Origin of the sequence: Sphingobacterium corticis (assembly GCF_042684745.1) — a bacterium.
GTDB classification, from domain to species: Bacteria; Bacteroidota; Bacteroidia; order Sphingobacteriales; family Sphingobacteriaceae; genus Sphingobacterium; species Sphingobacterium corticis.
Map to the genome: position 1 here is coordinate 1,657,975 of NZ_JBHUMA010000006.1, position 16,162 is coordinate 1,674,136.

Consider the following 16,162-nt stretch of genomic DNA (forward strand, 5'->3'; position numbering starts at 1 on the left):
GGAGTAAAAATGGCAGAGGAAAAGAGGTCATTTATACTGTATTCCGATCTCATAACTGTAGTTAGCAAATTGGTAGACAAAGATCGGATAAGCAATTCTAACCACGCCGGAGAGCTCTTTCTCCACATTCTTAAATACGTCAACGATCAAGATCCAACACCTGTAGATTTTATTATTGAAATGGCATTCGAGCCAATTAAGCAGCAGCTGAAAAGGGACCTTAAGAAATACGAAGTTATAAGAGAGAAACGAGCTAAAGCAGGTAGAGCAAGTGCTGAGAAAAGAGAACAGAAGTTAACAAGTCAAACACATGTTGAAAGTGTTGAACACACCTCAGCACTTTCAACTGTAAATGTAAATGATAGTGTAAATGTAAATGGTAATGTAAATGATAATGATATACACACTATCGTGTGTGATAATAGCGATGAAAAATCGCTCACACCCACGCAAGAAAAAAAACCAATCAATCCGGCATTAATTGGATTCGGTAAAAAACCGATCGAAGAATTAAAAAAATCTTGCGCTGGACATTCCACATGGCTTGACAACATCGGCATGAAGAATTCGCTTTCGCCGCCGCAAGTTCAGCAATGGTTTGACGCTTTCTGCATCCACTTGGTTGCATCGGGAAAGGAACAGGAAACAGAGCAGGAGTTCAAGCGATATTGTGCCAGCTGGATAGCGTCAGAAGTTCGGCAAGGTCGTAAGCCGATAAACCAGAAGCCACCTGGCCAAAAAACGAAAGTCAACGCTACGGATGCGTTTTCAAAATCAATCATCAAGAAGTATGGAACAACAGAAATCTGATATCGTTAAACGCGATCACCAGCTAGGTCTGGTGCACAAGCTAAGCAACGAGGTTCAAGCTATGACCTCAGAGAGGATATGTGATCTATCCAGATTGAGAGTTGACCAAGTTCTTTTGGGTTCGGTTCACAAAGCTTTCCGAGATCGAGGACAGGAGGTTGCGGACGATGAAGCAGAGTATATCACGAACAATCTTTACGATTCGGTTCTGTCTGCCTGCCCTTACGTCCGTATTGCTGAAATACCTATTGCAATCGAAAAAGGAATTTTAGGCGATTTGGGAGAGTTTTTCGGTCTAAACGTAGTCACGTTCACAAATTTCATAAAACGTCACTACGCATCAGAAAAACGCGCTAAAAACGCTAGTCAACTACCCAAGTCAGAGGAACAAAAGCCAGCGCCAACGGAAAGCGAAGTTTTGGACCGCGATAAGTCGCTATTGATTTCTGCATTCGATATGTACAAATCAGTAGGATATTACGAAGATCACGGAAACTACATGTACCGTGTTGCAGCCAAAAAGTTAAAGCTATTCGATCTGTCGCCCGAGCGTAAGAAATCGTTTTTGGATCAAGGAAAAGTGAGAGCGATTGAGAAGCTGAAAAACGAACAGGTTCAGAAGCCTTTCGATCGGCATCGGATCAATCAAGAAATAATCGATGCACAAAACTTGACAAAGGATTCCGATGGTCTAAGACGAGTTTACAAAGAATCTCTACAGCTCGCTTTGATGGATTACTTCAAAGGATTAATGGAGATGGGCGAAGAAATTGAAAACTTAATATCTATCGATGATTCGGATTAACCTAAAGCCATTGTCAGTAAACAAAGCATGGCAAGGTCGAAGATTCAAAACTGACAAATACAAAGCTTACGAAAAACATGCACTCCTGCTCCTGCCACCTTTAAAACTTCCACAGCCACCTTATCAAATAACAATTGAGTTCGGACTTTCCAACGTCATGTCTGACTGGGATAATCCGGTAAAACCATTACAGGATATTCTACAAAAGAAGTATGGATTCAACGATAAGGATGTACTTCGAGCATCTGTAGAGAAAACCAAAGTTGCCAAAGGTGAAGAATACTTTGAATTTCAAATAGACCATTATGATCAAACGTAAATCAGCCATCTGCGAGAATTGTCGGAATTACCGATTAATCTACGCTAAAAAGTTGTGCGGGTACTGCTACGATCGACAGCGAAAACGTTCGCCGATTAAGCAAGCGTCTAAGCCAATCGCATTGCACTCAAAAAAATCGCTAGATCGTCTGCGTCGGTACCGGAAGCTTCGAGATACTTTTCTGAAAGAGAATCCAATTTGCCAGTATCCGGAATGCACGAGCCGAGAGGTAACACTTCACCACGCTCGCGGACGCATCGGTGCCTTCCTCACAGATAAAAGATATTTCAAGTCCCTGTGTTGGCCACACCATCAACACATCGAACAAAACCCAGACCTAGCCCGCAAGCTGGGTCTTTCCATTTCAAGACTTAATAATCAAATTTAACATGAAACAAAAAATCACCTTCAAAGGGAAAGAAATTGTAATTGATCTTACTCCCGAGCAAATCGCATCTGCTAACCGCCAATCGATCCATTTCACAGACATCAAAACACTAGATGATGCCTTATCATTTATCGGAGAAACACCGGAATCATTTAAAAAACGAACCCAATTCGACGACGATGCTCAAAAGGCATACAAGGAACTTGAATTAATCTGTTTAGCTATCCGTCAAGGTAACGAACTTGGAGACAGATGGTATTACCCTTGGTTCAATTCGACCCGTACGTCCCGCGGTTTTTCGTACGACGACTACGGCTACGATAGTACGCATTCGTATGTCGGCTCCCGCCTCTGCGTCGAAAATGCTGAAAAGGCTAAATACATTGGTGAGCAGTTCGTTGAAATCTACAGCAGATACATTAACGGAGACTCATTAGCAGTTGAGGTATCGCAAGTTTCTGCACATACCACGAAGAAAACTTTTGAAAATTACACTGACATGAAAACCTTCGAAGATGCTTGTTCAGCTGTTGGTGTTGATCATGAAGAATTCCATAATCAATATAAGTCATTGCCTGATGATGCATATGCATACATGCAATTACGAATCATATCCCAAGCTCTTAATGGTGGTTCAAACATGGACTACACAGACACGGATATCTACAAATATTACCCATGGTTTAATTCGGTTGGATCGTCCCGCGGTTTTTCGTACCGCGGCTACCACTACGATGCTTCGCATTCGGGTGTCGGCTCCCGCCTTACTTACAAATCAGAGGAAATAGCAGAGTATGCAGGTAAACAATTCATCGAAATCTATAACAAATACATCAACTAAGATCATCATGAAAAACTTAGAATCATTTGAAGCGGCAGCAAATTTAATAGGCATTGATTCGGCAATACTTCCGGACGTTTCAAACCTGCCGGAACGATTTCAGAAAGCGCAGATCGCACAATATAAACTGGCTGTTATCAGCGAAGCTTCATGGAAGCAAGAAGATAAAACAATTGATTGGTACAATTGGGATCAGTACAAGTACTATCCATGGTTTGACATGTCGCCGGAAAAGGATTCGGTTGGTTCGTCCCGCGGTTTTTCGTACTACGACTACAACTTCGATTATACGTATTCGTATGTCAGCTCCCGCCTCGTCTATCCGAGCAGGGAGATTGCCGAGTACGTTGGGCAAACACACATTGAATTGTATCGTGATCTAATGGTTATCGATTAACAAACCCGGGTGGCACTATCCCTTTCGCTGAGTTGGTTCGTCCCGCGGTTTTTCGTACAACGACTACAACTACGATAATACGAATTCGAATGTCAGCTCCCACATCTGAAAATATTGGGATAGGCACCTTGCCAACATGGCAAAAAATAAAAGTTAGAACGGGCATTGGTACTGGACGATATCCGGGAAGATGACCAAATAAAACAGAGGCATGAAAAGAATAGCCAACCTATACGAGCAGATATGCTCAATAAGTAACCTTGAATTAGCAGATCACTTAGCGCAGAAAGGTAAGTCAAAAACATATGGAGTTATCACTCACAACAAAAACCGTGATATGAATTTACTTCAATTGCAGCGCATGTTTCTTGATAAGACTTACAAGACGTCCAATTATCAAGTTTTCAAAGTATTTGAACCTAAAGAGAGGGATGTGTATAGACTCCCATATTTCCCTGATCGAATAGCTCATCATGCGATTATGAATGTCCTTGAACCAATATTTGTCAAAACGTTCACGTCGGATACTTACAGTTGTATCAAAGGAATGGGATTGCATAAGGCTTCTCGAAATGTTAAGCATGCATTAAAGGATGTTGATAACACTACTTGTTGTTTGAAGATTGATATTAAAAAGTTTTATACAAGCGTAGACCATGATATTTTGAAGAAGCTACTTCGCAGAAAGTTTAAAGATCAGGATCTATTGTGGTTGTTGGATGAAATTATTGATAGTGCATCTGGCTTACCAATTGGAAATTACCTAAGTCAATATTTTGCAAACTTCTACTTGACGTATTTCGATCATTGGATAAAAGAAGTAATGTGCGTTCGGTACTACTTTAGATATGCTGATGATATTGTAATTCTACACAGAGACAAAGGCTATCTACACGATATACGAACTAAAATATCGGCATATCTTTCGGAAAATCTAAACCTCGAGGTAAAAGATAATCGTCAAGTATTTCCAGTAGCCTCCCGTGGTATAGACTTCCTTGGGTATGTACATTATCACACGCATACTCTTCTGCGGAAAACAATCAAAAAGAGATTTGCGCGAAAGGTTGCAAAAGGTGCTTCGAAAGAATCAATAGCAAGCTACTTAGGGTGGTTAAAACATGCTGACTGCATAAACCTAAAGAAAAAACTATTACCTAATGAGATCATTCTCGACGTTTAATATAACTATTCAACAGACATCCTTTACAGGAGATAAAATTAAAATATCAAAAATTCTCAATAGGCAAATAATCGTATCTGATTTTAAGCTTGAGCCGTCTAAACACTTCAAAAATGAATGTTTGCATCTGCAGATAGAGTTTAACGGAAATAAGCATGTGTGCTTTTCCGGATCGACTAAGCTTATCGAACAAATCAAGCAAGTTCCTAGGGATGGGCTGCCATTCCAAACAACAATTGTCGAAGATAACGACATGTACCTATTCACCTAATCTATTTTTTTATGAGACCAGTAAGAGATTTTTCAGAAGCTCAACGGCTTCGCGATATGGGATACACTATAGCCAAAGTGTCTCGAGAATTGCGGATGTGCCGAAAGATGATAGCAAAGAACACTATCAAAACTGTCGAACCTGATCGTTCGCTTAAACGCAAGATAAGCACGGCATCTAAGCGCCTATACACCCGCGCACAAAACCTCCGAGACAGCGGTATGAAGATCGAGCAAATAGCTAAATCTCTAGGCGTTTCCTACTCGACAATACAAGCAAGGACGACCAAGCCGAATAAAAATCGTAAAGTAGACAAAGCGTATTCAGAACCAAAAAAGACCGGCACCGGAGAACTTAAAAACAATGCTATCGACAAAGTGATTACGCGCAGAATTATCGATCCTACGAATCAAAGACACATCTACATCCCATTTCTGAGGGCCACTGTCAGCGTCAAGAAAACCGATAAAAGAACGGATGAAGAAATCTTAAGGTTCTGGGCAGATAAGAAAGCAAAAGAAGATAAAACATTTAAATCACCCTATTTAGCTAAGCCAGTTAAGGGGAAAGGAGGAAGTGATGAGTAAGCAAAAAATACACAGAAAAGACCTATCCATAATCAAGAGGAATATCGAAGTGGATTGCGTAGTGATAGACAATAAAGCGATTAACCTAACCCCAGTTCCTCACGGGAATATTGGTAACTATTGTACCCACGATGATTGCGAATCTTGCGGAAAGGAATTCAAAAAGAATTACACCTACGAAAAGCTTTGTGGCGATTGCCATAGCAAAAAAATCATCAGCAGATATAATGAACTTGAATTGGTAGAATGGGATGGTGAAACACCACTTGTGATCTTCAACGATGATCAATACTTCTTTAATGAGGATGATATAATCGCTTATTGTGAAGATAGCGAATGCCAACCTAGCGACCTGATGTTAGTAGTTTGTACAACATCTAATCTAAGTCAGATAGATTTTGATCATTGGATAGATGAAGTCCACGAGGAATGGGAACCTAGCACAGAGCTTATTGCCAAGCTTAAAGAATTTAATGAGTTTTTAGCTCAAGAATCCAGTAACACTTGGTTCGAAGGAAAAAAGCGTGTCACACTAGATTTGGAGGTACCCAATGAATAGAGAAATAAAGTTCCGCGGATTGCGCGAAGATGGTAAGGGCTGGGTGTATGGAGGATTTGTTAAAGGTACTTCAGGCAAAACGTACATATTTCAAGGCAACGACCAAGATCCAGTAGAGGGGGATTGTCAGGAAGTAATTCCCGATTCGGTCGGACAGTTCACCGGCAGAGTTGATGGAGCAGGAGTAGAAATATTTGAGGGCGACACTGGATTGCATGGAGAAAGCCCAAGAATTGTTGAATACATGAATACAAACTTCATTTTGGTGAGTATGGATAGATCGCGAGGTATATTATTATCCTTCTCTCCCAGATTTGTAGTTACCGGCAACATACACCAAGAAAGAGAGGTAAATAATGGATAACACATTAGAAAACAAAGCGAAGTTCTTTGCGCAATATTGGGATCAGACAGTATTGATGAATATAGGACACCCTTTCAAGGGAGATAATAAACCTGACAATTGGTATAAGAAGTTCGAGCATGATTACCTTTTGCTCAAACCCCTATCAGCAATAAGCGATGAGGATGCAATGATTGTAGCTAAATTGATAGGAGAAGCGCGAGGATCATGGAGCAAAGACTATGAAGATACGATTATAAGAAACGTAAAATCTTATTTATCAAATCGGATGATGCCATGCGTTACCATAAAAAACAGTTCAGAAGTAATCGACTACCTCCGATCAAAAGGCTATCTATTGCCCTTCAACGGTGTGTCACGCGAGGAAATATTAAACAGAGGTTGGGCGGTATTGGAAAGTGAGGTTTCTCATGCCTAAAATATTTATACCAGTATCAATAGCTGAGCGCATGCCGGTAGTTGATAAGCCACATCCGCTTGACAATATCGTGTTGATCGATAATTGCGGAATACGTCACACAATATCCATCCGCAACATAGTGCGTACAGGCCAAAAAGAATTATTAGCTATGGGCTACACCCATTCGCTTGAAGAAGTAGAAGTGTCGGAAGATGTTTTGGATTTGATCAGGAAGGGAGGTGCAGATGTCTAGCTATACGGAATTTTTGGAAAGCAAAATTGTGGTCGCTGAAAACTTCGGTACCTCAATCGATCCGGCTAGCCTTTCCTCAAAACTTCTACCACATCAAAAAGTTATTGTGCCGTGGTGTATTGAAGGTGGTAGGCGCGCGATATTTGCAAGCTTCGGTTTGGGCAAGTCTATGATGCAGCTCGAAATAGCCAAGCAGGTAATTGCCATCACTGGTAAGCCCTTTTTAATCTGCATGCCGTTGGCGGTAGTCGGCGAGTTTCGTAGGGATAATGACTTTTTGGAAACAGGTCTTTCAGTAACCTACATCACCGATACTGATAATGCCAGCATAACCGGATCCGGAATCTACTTAACAAATTACGAACGTGTTCGCAAAGGAGATATCAATCCATCGTTATTTGGCGGTGTATCGTTCGATGAAGCATCGATATTGCGAAATCTGAAAACGGAGACGACAAATTACGTCTTGCAATACTTTAAGCAGATACCTTATCGATTCGTTGCTACGGCCACACCCACGCCAAACGACTTTATTGAGATCCTGAACTACGCGGATTATCTGGGTGTAATCGATCGCGGTCACGCACTTACACGATTCTTCCAGCGTGACAGTACGAAAGCTGGCCATCTTACTTTGTACGAAAACAAGAAAGAAGAATTTTGGAAATGGGTTGCTACGTGGGCAGTATTCATCAATAAGCCGTCCGATCTCGGTTTTTATGATCACGGATACGATTTGCCTAAACTGCATTTACACGAGATCGAAGTATCCAACCTAACGGATGATATCATAACCAATAAAAAAGGCGATATCGTGATGTTCAAAGATACCACAAAGAGCCTGGTAGATGTGAGCCGCGAAAAGTCGGACAGCATAAATATTCGAGTTCAAAAAGCTTTCGATATTGTGCAAGAAAATGGCAAGCATGATAACTGGATTTTATGGCATCATCTGGAAGCAGAGCGCGTAGCGATTGAAAAGAAATTCAAATCAGTCCGACATCATGATGATCTGCAGTCTGTGTTTGGATCACAGACCAATGAGGAAAAAGAACGGCTGCTGATCGATTTTAGCGAAGGTAAATATCAAATCCTATCCACTAAGCCCAAGATTGCAGGATCCGGATGCAACCTTCAACACCATTGCCACAATATGATTTTTGTGGGTATTGATTACAAGTTCAACGACTTCATTCAGGCTATACATCGAACGTACCGATTTGGTCAAACTAACGAGGTCAATGTGTGGGTAATAGTCACCCAAAACGAGCGCGAGGTGCTGAAAACACTTAAGGAGAAATGGAGCAAACACATAGAGTTGCAAACCGAGATGATCAACCTAGTACGCGAGTACGGTTTGAATTCAGCCAAAATCAAATCAGACATGAAACGTCAACTTTTTAGCAACCGCCGATCGGCAACGGTAGCGGGCGCAACGGTATACAACGAAGATACTACGGTTATCCATCAGGAAATGCCCGACAATCACACCGGAATGATCCTAACATCGATACCTTTCGGTGATCATTACGAATACAGCGACAATTACAACGACTTCGGTCATAACTATGGCAATGAGGGATTCTTTAAACAGATGGACTTCTTGATTCCTGAACTTCTCCGCACGTTGAAGCCCGGCCGTATTGCCGCGATTCACGTAAAAGACAGGATCCGTTACTCACATCAAAACGGCACTTGCTTCACTACCATTGACGACTTTAGCGGCGATACTGTGAGATGTTTCCGAAAGCATGGATTCTATCTTGTTGGAAAGATTACGATCACCACCGACGTAGTACGCGAGAATAATCAAACCTATCGATTGACGTGGGGCGAACAGCGCAAGGATGCTACCAAAATGGGTGTAGGACTTCCCGAATATGTTTTGCTTTTCCGCAAGGCACCTACAGAAATTAACAACGCATACGCGGATGATCCGGTAGTAAAGAAGATCGACGATTATTTACTATCACTTTGGCAATTGGATGCGCACGCTTATTGGAAATCTAGCGGCGATCGATTTCTTTCGTTTGACGAGCTGTCAAAGGCAGATATGAAATATGTGTTCAATAAATGGAAATCGTTCGACGCATCAACAATCTACAACTTTCAGGAGCATTTACGAGTTTGTGAAGATCTGGATAAAACAGGTAAGCTATCCAAGCTATTTATGACCATACCACCTACATCCAATAGCGATATGGTTTGGACGGATATTAACCGGATGAATACGCTGAACGCTAATCAGGCGAACAGAAAGCGCGAGAAACATATTTGCCCGCTCCAGCTGGATATCATCGACAGACTAATCCATCGATTTACCAATGAAGGTGATTTAGTAGATGATCCATTTGGTGGTTTGTTTTCTACGGCGCATCAATCGCTGAAAGCCAACCGAAAGGCGATATCTGCAGAGCTGAATCCGAATTATTACGATGATGGGCTTTTCTATCTAAAAGCTTTAGAATATAAGCTTTCGGTGCCGACGCTATTCGATATGCTTAGCGCTTAATCATGACCCGTCAAGAAATAGCATCCGCACTCGAACTACTCCACGGTAGAGGTATGTCTTATACTGAGGTAGCAAGCTTGTGCGGATGCACTGTAAGGGAGTTAGAACAACTGTCGGTTAAGGTTTTTACTTTCCGCAGCTCGCACCACAATGCACATACTGATGTGATCGTTCGGGATAGTGATTTGGACAATATCACTAAAATCAATGATAAGTAGGATTATCAATAAATACGATGATAACTCGACATCTATATGCAATTGCATACACAATTAATCAAATAGTAGTAATTATATTTTAAAGCATATAAAATGAAAAATTTGTTCGCTTTTGTGGTAACCTTGTCCGTAATAATTTCACTAGCTATTATAGAAATAATATTGATTTTTATTAATTGGATTTTGGAAAAATATACTCCTTTGGGAGATTATGCAGGTCTATTTATTTTGTCAGCTTGCTTTGTTTGTATGTTTGTCGGAATTCGTAAAGCCATTAAGCAATGATTAAGAAATACCTTTCAATCATACTGCTGCGATGGTTCGCGGTTTTCGATGTACTATTTAGTAAGCATTTCGAATTGAAGACTTATCGTTCAAATGGCTTGATCTCAAGTCGAACAAAACTAAATACTCGTAAAGAATGGAAGGTTAAATAAGATATTTATTAAAGCTAGCTAGCCGATTTGATCAGCTAGCTTTAATAAATAGTAGAAGATTCGATTTCTCACAAACATTCTAACTCTGGAAGGAAAAAAGCTGAAGTCTTTATCAAAAACTATCAGACTTTTATCTCCAATAAACATCAAATCGAATGAATATTCTAATTCGTTGATGTTTGCGACTTTCGCTTTATACTTACAAACTGCTTCAGTATAAACTATGTCACAAATGGAATCATATTTTAGATTTTCCATAATTCAAAATTACAATAAAAAGAAATGTGATTTCTCCGTTTGCGTGTTGAGTATCTATTTTTTTGTATATTCAAAATCTAACTACTAACTTAATGGCTCATAGAAGATACTTCCCAATTGGCACTGAATATCTTAAAATTAAGATCATAGGCGGTACAGCACTCGGCATACTAATACTCGGTCCATTTTTATATGGCAATACACCACAAAATGATAGCTGGGGTGACTTATGGTTTATAAAGCCGTTGATATTACCTCCATTGTTCGGAGCTGTAGGTGGATCATTGTACTATTATTCTACGAGATACCTACAACATACGCTTCCAAAATGGTTACTATTTCCAATAGGCGCATTGTTGTTTGCAGCGTGTCTTTGGATTGTAACGGTTTTAGTTTAAATTACTACCATGGAACAATTGATTTTTGAAGTTATAAAGCCTGGTTCATTTATTGAATGGGAAATTCAAGATAAGGACAAATGGCACTTAACCTCCCTAATACTAAATTTAGAGGCGAGTTTCTTCGAGGCGAATGTAGCTCTGAATTTTTTTAATAGCGAATTAAGTAGTTTGAGGGATATGATGAAGCATAATGCCGAAGAATGGAATAGGGCTTCTGAAATAAAAATACAACTTTATGAAAAGTATTCGACGTTGCCTTTTGATGAAAGATATTTCAAGGTTGAAACCGAAGCAAAAAAAATGATGTGGAGTGAAGGTTATTTGCCAAGTTCATTAAACCGAAAAAATCATCTATTATACGCAAAAATGTTTTTGTACTCTATCGATTCATTTTTAAAGACCTGTGAAGTAATGTCGAAGGCGATGTATAAACCAACACAGACATTGATTGACGGTATTGCTACATTGAAATTGCAGTTTCCTCACCTGACACCTGTTAGAAATGCTGCGCACCACATGGAAGACTATGTTAGGGGGATTGGAATGATTAGAGGTAAAAAGCAAGAGATACAGTTAAAGCCTATAAATAACAATTTTGTTAACTCTGAATCGGGGGCGCTTATAGTAAACTCATTAAATGGCAACAAGTACTCTCAAACCATGGCTGACGGTCATTTAGGAGAGATTGAAGTTTCAGCTGGATCTCTAGAAACCGTTCGGGTGGTTTTTCAGAATATTTTGGACTCTTACAACTGGAGCGGTCATAAACAACATTTGCCTATGTAAAGCTTTATCAATAATTTTTTTGCTACATCACACCCAAACCTCTCCAATTAAATCAACTTCATCAATATTTTTTAAAGCATCTTCTATAACAAGTAGGTGCTTTTCTTCCATCGGAATATTCAATAATCGAAATTCATTGTTTTCCCAATGAGTAAAATCATCTAGATCAACCGTATCAGGATACCAAGAGGGATTTTCACTGCTAAGCGATGATGTAGATCGCAATATGTTATAGCCTTTGTCGCGCAATGAGCGCAGCACATAATGGGTTAGTTTGATGAATTGCATATCAGATCGTATCTTGTTGTCAGATAAATATACTGATTATGTGTTATCATACAGCTACACCAGACGCTGCAAAATTACGCGCGCAATTTGTCAAGCAAACGATCCTGTACAACGAGCCGGAAATATTCCACGTGAGCGGATTTACTCGGCCATATCTCCCAGTAACACTTAACAGCAATGCTGATGAGATTATTCCGGCACGCTGGAAGCTGATTCCGTATTGGGTGAAGTCGGAAGCTGATGCAAACAAATCGGGGAATACGTTGAACGCGAAAGGCGAAGAAATATTCGAAAAAGCATCATACAAGAATGTGATCGGCAAAAATCGTGGTCTGCTTTACGTGAACGGTTTTTTTGAGCCGCACGCATCAAAGGGCAAAACGAATGATCAGAATTTCTTCGTTTACATGCCATCAAAGGAAATCTTCACGCTCGGTATTACGTTCAACATCTGGAAAAATGAGGAGGGCAAGGAATACCCTACGTTCTCCATCTTGACAACCGAAGCTAACGATTACATGGCCGATATCCACAACGTGGGAAAACGCATGCCACTAATTTTGCCGGAAGATAAACGCGAAGCTTGGCTATTTGCCGATGGCCGATCGGAAATCGAAAAATTAATCCAGCCTTATGATGGCGAGCTGGCTAGCCATCGGACCGTCGAGGTAACAAAGATCCGCGGAACCGACACGAATGTTCCCGGGATACAAGACGCGGTTTAGGTATTTACCACAGTTAAATATTACTAAATATATTAGTAATATTGATCCATGAACACGCTTACATTTACCTACCGAAATAAGACGATTACCGCCCCGATGGAAGTCGTCAAAAAACACATGTCTTCTACGGAATATCATTTAAGTGGCAAGGCTGGCCAGCTTTATATTTTCCGGTGTGAATCTACAAAATGGAGTTTAGTATACGGAAATCTAACTGATGAATTGCGCGAATGCATATTGGATGCATTGATCATGCAGTTCGAGCCGCATATTGTAAAGACTTTCATTTACAAAGGTGAAAGGCAGATAGTAACAATCGGAGAAGTCAGCGGTAATTCTGGAACTTGGCACGTAATGATCAATCATTATTATATTGGGTACCTCCTACATCATTCTGATTCCGGCGCATACTCTTGGCACATTCATAATGGTGGCGGATGGATCCGTCCACGTCACATGGAGTTGTTTATTGAAATGCTTAAGGACGGAAAGCTTAACTAAAAATAAAAAGGCATCGATTAAGAATGCCTTTCAATAAGAACTAATTTTATTCTTTAATCCAGACAGATGGATTACTTTCAATTCTCGGCAATTGTTCACCTTCTTTAACAAATCCCGCCATGGGTATTGCTTCCTGGAATTTGGTTGCCGGATAAACCCCATCTGGAAAATATGAGTCACTATCTTTATACAATAGCTCATATTTATCATCTTTTGGACCATCTCTTTTTACAATAACATATTGTTTATTGTTCAAGGTTGTTACTTCAACATCTCCATCACCTGGAAACATCAAGTTTTTTGCTATTTCTTTAGCTTCTTCTTTTGAAATTTCATCTTTCATAATTTTGAAAATTGGTTATCCTAATTTATGTTGTTTTACGGACATTGCCAAATTTCCAAGAAATAAATATCAGAACGATCACAATCGCACAGCCAAACCCAATCCAATTTCCCCAAACCGCCAAAAACGATGGATCGCTTTCACTTTCTTTTTTAGCAGATTCGCTCTGCTGACTATTGGTTTCCTGATCAACACTATCCTTTTTCTGCTGCAATTCTTTCGCTACTTGGCCAACCATGTCACGAGCTGCATCCGTGTGTCGCTTAGTATGTTGAGTTATGCTGTCCGCTTCTGCCGTAATTGTGCCATCAGGCGCGATAGTGACCTGCGATCCTTTGGATGGATATACTTTCGTTTTTCCGTCGGATGTGGTTACTGATCGTTCATTAACTTTCAAGTTGCCAGTTTCTATTGCTGTCAAATCTGTTTTGACATTGACATTCTTCGTGCTTTCGACTTTCTCCAAAGATTTTTCCGATCGCTTCGACTTCCGGAAGATCCCGCAGCTGGTGATCATAATGCAAACCAGCGCGATAAACAATACTCGTATCATAATTTTTCAATTTTCTTTGTTACACCTTCCAATTTGCACGATAGCGAATCTAGCATAGGCACAAGCTCATCCAGCGGCTGCGCAATACGTTGTACCGATACCGGACGGCTTTGAGGTTCGTCGCTCACGGCGAAAACGAAACCAATCATAACTAACCATTTCATTTGCGTTTCCCTTTCTGTTGTTGAGCAACGCTATCCACCTTTACCGCTGCGCTATCTACTTTGATGGCTGCTTGCGTAACCTTGTCTACAGCAGGCGATACCTGATTACGGACTTCTTCGATCATCTGCTGGTATAGCCGATCTTGCATTTCAGTCATTTGCTGATTATGCTTATCGCTACGATCGGTCACATAATAAAGTACGAACCAAAATACCGATACGACGGTGATCAACGCATACGTTACCGGATGGTTGACCACCTGCATAAAGGATGGCTTTTGCTTGTCGCCACCGTGAGGTTGCTTGCCATGCTGATTGCCTTGCTCTTCTGTTTTCATTTAGTTTACATATTGAGAATGAACCCAACCTTTTAATTTACTCCCACAAACGAAAACCTCGATCCATGCTCCGGCTATCGAAAGCACATTTACCTCAGTTCCTTTAGGCAGGGTTCTTATAATTCCGTGGTTTGTACTTGATCCAGAGCGTAAGTTTAAGTTTGTCGTTGTGCGCATTGTCGATACATTACCAATAGTCGCGCTACCACCATCATATTGATTTATGATTCGAGCGTGTTCCTTTGCCAAGGTATGCTTGCCGCGCTCGTATGCTGCTACATCGTTTGGGTTTGTAATGAAGAAAAGCTCCTGCAGACTGTTGATACCTCCTTTACGAACGAACGCCAACCTACCGCGAGCCGATTGTTTTTCGGTGATTACACCACGATTACGAATACCAAGAACATCGCTGGATGCTTTTACCATATCCGTTGCAAAAGCTTTATCCTGTGCTGTGTGGGCATCTGCGATAACGCCAGTTGCTCCTGTGGCAGTAGGACCTGCGGCATCTGCATGGAACTCACAGAGCACGTCTTTACCTTTTGGTTTGATCCGCGCGAGGTATTGACCTAGAGTTTCATTATCCCGATCGTTCAAAACGGTTGCGCCCAGAACCAACAACTCATTCGTGACTAGATCACGATACTCCATCATCATTATGCTTTCTCGCAATCCATTGGACATGGCGCCGGGATCACCATTGTGGTGCCCCGCGCTTATGTAACTATCATCTATTAATAATAAAGCCATATTAAGTGGTTTTGATTAGGGCTAAGCCCTTTGCTGATGTTTTCATCTATTCTCCTTCCTGTACTTCCTCATATACACTTATCGCGTCCATCTCGTCGAGAATAGCAATCATCAATGCGCTATCGCGAGTTCCTGAACTAAAGCCGATGTTGACGTAGCCTTGTTCGTTTTTTGAAGCATTTACCGACGCTTGATCTTTGTAGCCATTGACATTAATTGATTGCACCTTATTATCCGATCGTTGAATATTGAAGTCCAAATTCCATTCGTTGAATACTGCTGTTGATCTCTCTTGAGTCGAAGTGGCTACTACCTCTCTTTGAATTGTGTTTTGTTTTGCCATGATTATTTGATTTTTTTGATTGTTTCGATTACTGCCTGTGCTACACGGTGATGATACAGACCCTGTACCAACTGCGCTAATTCTGCTTCGACGATATCGTTCAACTCTCCATTACCGTTGGTGTGGATTTCTTTCGCAAACGAGTCCATCTCGATTGATTGAGCATTTTTAAATAATGCATTACCAAAGTCTTTTTGGTCAAAATTGACGGCTGTAAAGTTTCCATCTAGATCGTTGAATCCGACCTCCTTGAGGTCGAAGAATCGTGTATGTTGCTTTTTCATTATTTCTATCTTGGAGGTACATAAATGTTATTGATGATTTGGCTCCCGGTGTTTTGGCCATTCCAGAACCGGTAAGCTGTTACA

The 16,162-nt window shown here is 40.7% G+C and carries 25 protein-coding genes; 17 read left to right on the plus strand and 8 right to left on the minus strand.

Translation table 11 applies throughout. From position 1 onward, the window contains the following. Nucleotides 1-9: 9 nt before the first annotated feature. From ACFSQ3_RS13095 to ACFSQ3_RS13165, 15 genes are all read left to right on the plus strand, one after another. Nucleotides 10-810, plus strand: coding sequence for a DUF6291 domain-containing protein (locus ACFSQ3_RS13095; RefSeq protein ID WP_380869999.1), 801 nt, complete (start codon nucleotides 10-12; stop codon nucleotides 808-810). Next, nucleotides 791-1,615 (plus strand): hypothetical protein, encoded by an 825-nt coding sequence (locus tag ACFSQ3_RS13100; RefSeq protein WP_380870000.1) that lies wholly within the window; start codon nucleotides 791-793, stop codon nucleotides 1,613-1,615. The genes ACFSQ3_RS13095 and ACFSQ3_RS13100 overlap by 20 nt, the downstream gene beginning before the upstream one ends. Further along, nucleotides 1,602-1,934 carry a hypothetical protein gene (locus ACFSQ3_RS13105; protein WP_380870001.1) on the plus strand — a complete coding sequence of 111 codons (333 nt, stop codon included), beginning with the start codon at nucleotides 1,602-1,604 and terminating at the stop codon, nucleotides 1,932-1,934. The genes ACFSQ3_RS13100 and ACFSQ3_RS13105 overlap by 14 nt, the downstream gene beginning before the upstream one ends. A 389-nt stretch (nucleotides 1,935-2,323) precedes the next feature. Next, nucleotides 2,324-3,163, plus strand: coding sequence for a hypothetical protein (locus ACFSQ3_RS13110; protein ID WP_380870002.1), 840 nt, complete (start codon nucleotides 2,324-2,326; stop codon nucleotides 3,161-3,163). A 7-nt stretch (nucleotides 3,164-3,170) separates the two neighbouring features. Beyond that, a complete protein-coding gene (locus ACFSQ3_RS13115; protein WP_380870003.1) occupies nucleotides 3,171-3,560 on the plus strand; it encodes a hypothetical protein in 390 nt (129 codons plus the stop codon). Between the two features lie 211 nt (nucleotides 3,561-3,771). Next, nucleotides 3,772-4,743 carry an RNA-directed DNA polymerase gene (locus tag ACFSQ3_RS13120; RefSeq protein ID WP_380870004.1) on the plus strand — a complete coding sequence of 324 codons (972 nt, stop codon included), beginning with the start codon at nucleotides 3,772-3,774 and terminating at the stop codon, nucleotides 4,741-4,743. 282 nt (nucleotides 4,744-5,025) lie between these two features. Next, nucleotides 5,026-5,601 (plus strand): hypothetical protein, encoded by a 576-nt coding sequence (locus tag ACFSQ3_RS13125; protein WP_380870005.1) that lies wholly within the window; start codon nucleotides 5,026-5,028, stop codon nucleotides 5,599-5,601. Beyond that, entirely contained in the window at nucleotides 5,594-6,160 is a 567-nt protein-coding gene (locus ACFSQ3_RS13130) for a hypothetical protein (RefSeq protein WP_380870006.1), read from the plus strand. The genes ACFSQ3_RS13125 and ACFSQ3_RS13130 overlap by 8 nt, the downstream gene beginning before the upstream one ends. After that, nucleotides 6,153-6,524: a YopX family protein gene (locus ACFSQ3_RS13135; RefSeq protein WP_380870007.1), complete on the plus strand. Its 372-nt coding sequence runs from the start codon at nucleotides 6,153-6,155 to the stop codon at nucleotides 6,522-6,524. The genes ACFSQ3_RS13130 and ACFSQ3_RS13135 overlap by 8 nt, the downstream gene beginning before the upstream one ends. Beyond that, the gene (locus ACFSQ3_RS13140) at nucleotides 6,517-6,942 is read left to right on the plus strand and encodes a hypothetical protein (protein WP_380870008.1); all 426 of its coding nucleotides are present in this window, start codon (nucleotides 6,517-6,519) and stop codon (nucleotides 6,940-6,942) included. Before ACFSQ3_RS13135 ends, ACFSQ3_RS13140 begins: the two co-directional genes overlap by 8 nt. Next, nucleotides 6,935-7,177, plus strand: a complete 243-nt coding sequence (locus ACFSQ3_RS13145; RefSeq protein ID WP_380870009.1) for a hypothetical protein — start codon at nucleotides 6,935-6,937, stop codon at nucleotides 7,175-7,177. The genes ACFSQ3_RS13140 and ACFSQ3_RS13145 overlap by 8 nt, the downstream gene beginning before the upstream one ends. Next, entirely contained in the window at nucleotides 7,170-9,689 is a 2,520-nt protein-coding gene (locus ACFSQ3_RS13150; protein WP_380870010.1) for a DNA methyltransferase, read from the plus strand. The genes ACFSQ3_RS13145 and ACFSQ3_RS13150 overlap by 8 nt, the downstream gene beginning before the upstream one ends. Before the next feature lie 2 nt (nucleotides 9,690-9,691). Then, nucleotides 9,692-9,907 (plus strand): hypothetical protein, encoded by a 216-nt coding sequence (locus tag ACFSQ3_RS13155; protein ID WP_380870011.1) that lies wholly within the window; start codon nucleotides 9,692-9,694, stop codon nucleotides 9,905-9,907. Between the two features lie 787 nt (nucleotides 9,908-10,694). Further along, a complete protein-coding gene (locus ACFSQ3_RS13160) occupies nucleotides 10,695-11,000 on the plus strand; it encodes a hypothetical protein (protein ID WP_380870012.1) in 306 nt (101 codons plus the stop codon). 9 nt (nucleotides 11,001-11,009) lie between these two features. Continuing rightward, nucleotides 11,010-11,789: a hypothetical protein gene (locus ACFSQ3_RS13165; RefSeq protein ID WP_380870013.1), complete on the plus strand. Its 780-nt coding sequence runs from the start codon at nucleotides 11,010-11,012 to the stop codon at nucleotides 11,787-11,789. Between the two features lie 27 nt (nucleotides 11,790-11,816). Here the strand turns inward: ACFSQ3_RS13165 and ACFSQ3_RS13170 are convergent, their stop codons facing one another. Further along, the gene (locus tag ACFSQ3_RS13170; protein ID WP_380870014.1) at nucleotides 11,817-12,077 is read right to left on the minus strand and encodes a hypothetical protein; all 261 of its coding nucleotides are present in this window, start codon (nucleotides 12,075-12,077) and stop codon (nucleotides 11,817-11,819) included. Nucleotides 12,078-12,115: 38 nt separating this feature from the next. On the opposite strand from ACFSQ3_RS13170, the gene ACFSQ3_RS13175 reads away from it, so the two are divergent. Beyond that, nucleotides 12,116-12,802 (plus strand): SOS response-associated peptidase, encoded by a 687-nt coding sequence (locus ACFSQ3_RS13175; RefSeq protein ID WP_380870015.1) that lies wholly within the window; start codon nucleotides 12,116-12,118, stop codon nucleotides 12,800-12,802. Between the two features lie 48 nt (nucleotides 12,803-12,850). Next, on the plus strand, nucleotides 12,851-13,303 hold the full coding sequence (locus tag ACFSQ3_RS13180) for a hypothetical protein (protein ID WP_380870016.1): 453 nt from the start codon (nucleotides 12,851-12,853) through the stop codon (nucleotides 13,301-13,303). Nucleotides 13,304-13,349: 46 nt separating this feature from the next. Here ACFSQ3_RS13180 and ACFSQ3_RS13185 read toward each other — a convergent pair whose 3' ends face one another. The 7 genes from ACFSQ3_RS13185 to ACFSQ3_RS13215 are packed head-to-tail and all read right to left on the minus strand — an operon-like array spanning nucleotide 13,350 to nucleotide 16,078. Next, nucleotides 13,350-13,646 carry a hypothetical protein gene (locus tag ACFSQ3_RS13185; RefSeq protein WP_380870017.1) on the minus strand — a complete coding sequence of 99 codons (297 nt, stop codon included), beginning with the start codon at nucleotides 13,644-13,646 and terminating at the stop codon, nucleotides 13,350-13,352. Between the two features lie 25 nt (nucleotides 13,647-13,671). Further along, nucleotides 13,672-14,199, minus strand: a complete 528-nt coding sequence (locus ACFSQ3_RS13190; protein ID WP_380870018.1) for a hypothetical protein — start codon at nucleotides 14,197-14,199, stop codon at nucleotides 13,672-13,674. After that, nucleotides 14,196-14,363: a hypothetical protein gene (locus ACFSQ3_RS13195; protein ID WP_380870019.1), complete on the minus strand. Its 168-nt coding sequence runs from the start codon at nucleotides 14,361-14,363 to the stop codon at nucleotides 14,196-14,198. The genes ACFSQ3_RS13190 and ACFSQ3_RS13195 overlap by 4 nt, the downstream gene beginning before the upstream one ends. Next, nucleotides 14,360-14,701: a hypothetical protein gene (locus ACFSQ3_RS13200; protein WP_380870020.1), complete on the minus strand. Its 342-nt coding sequence runs from the start codon at nucleotides 14,699-14,701 to the stop codon at nucleotides 14,360-14,362. Before ACFSQ3_RS13200 ends, ACFSQ3_RS13195 begins: the two co-directional genes overlap by 4 nt. Continuing rightward, entirely contained in the window at nucleotides 14,702-15,451 is a 750-nt protein-coding gene (locus ACFSQ3_RS13205; RefSeq protein ID WP_380870021.1) for an N-acetylmuramoyl-L-alanine amidase, read from the minus strand. It lies immediately after the preceding gene. A 46-nt stretch (nucleotides 15,452-15,497) separates the two neighbouring features. Continuing rightward, nucleotides 15,498-15,794, minus strand: a complete 297-nt coding sequence (locus ACFSQ3_RS13210; RefSeq protein WP_380870022.1) for a hypothetical protein — start codon at nucleotides 15,792-15,794, stop codon at nucleotides 15,498-15,500. A 2-nt stretch (nucleotides 15,795-15,796) separates the two neighbouring features. Further along, entirely contained in the window at nucleotides 15,797-16,078 is a 282-nt protein-coding gene (locus ACFSQ3_RS13215; protein WP_380870023.1) for a hypothetical protein, read from the minus strand. Nucleotides 16,079-16,162: the final 84 nt, after the last annotated feature.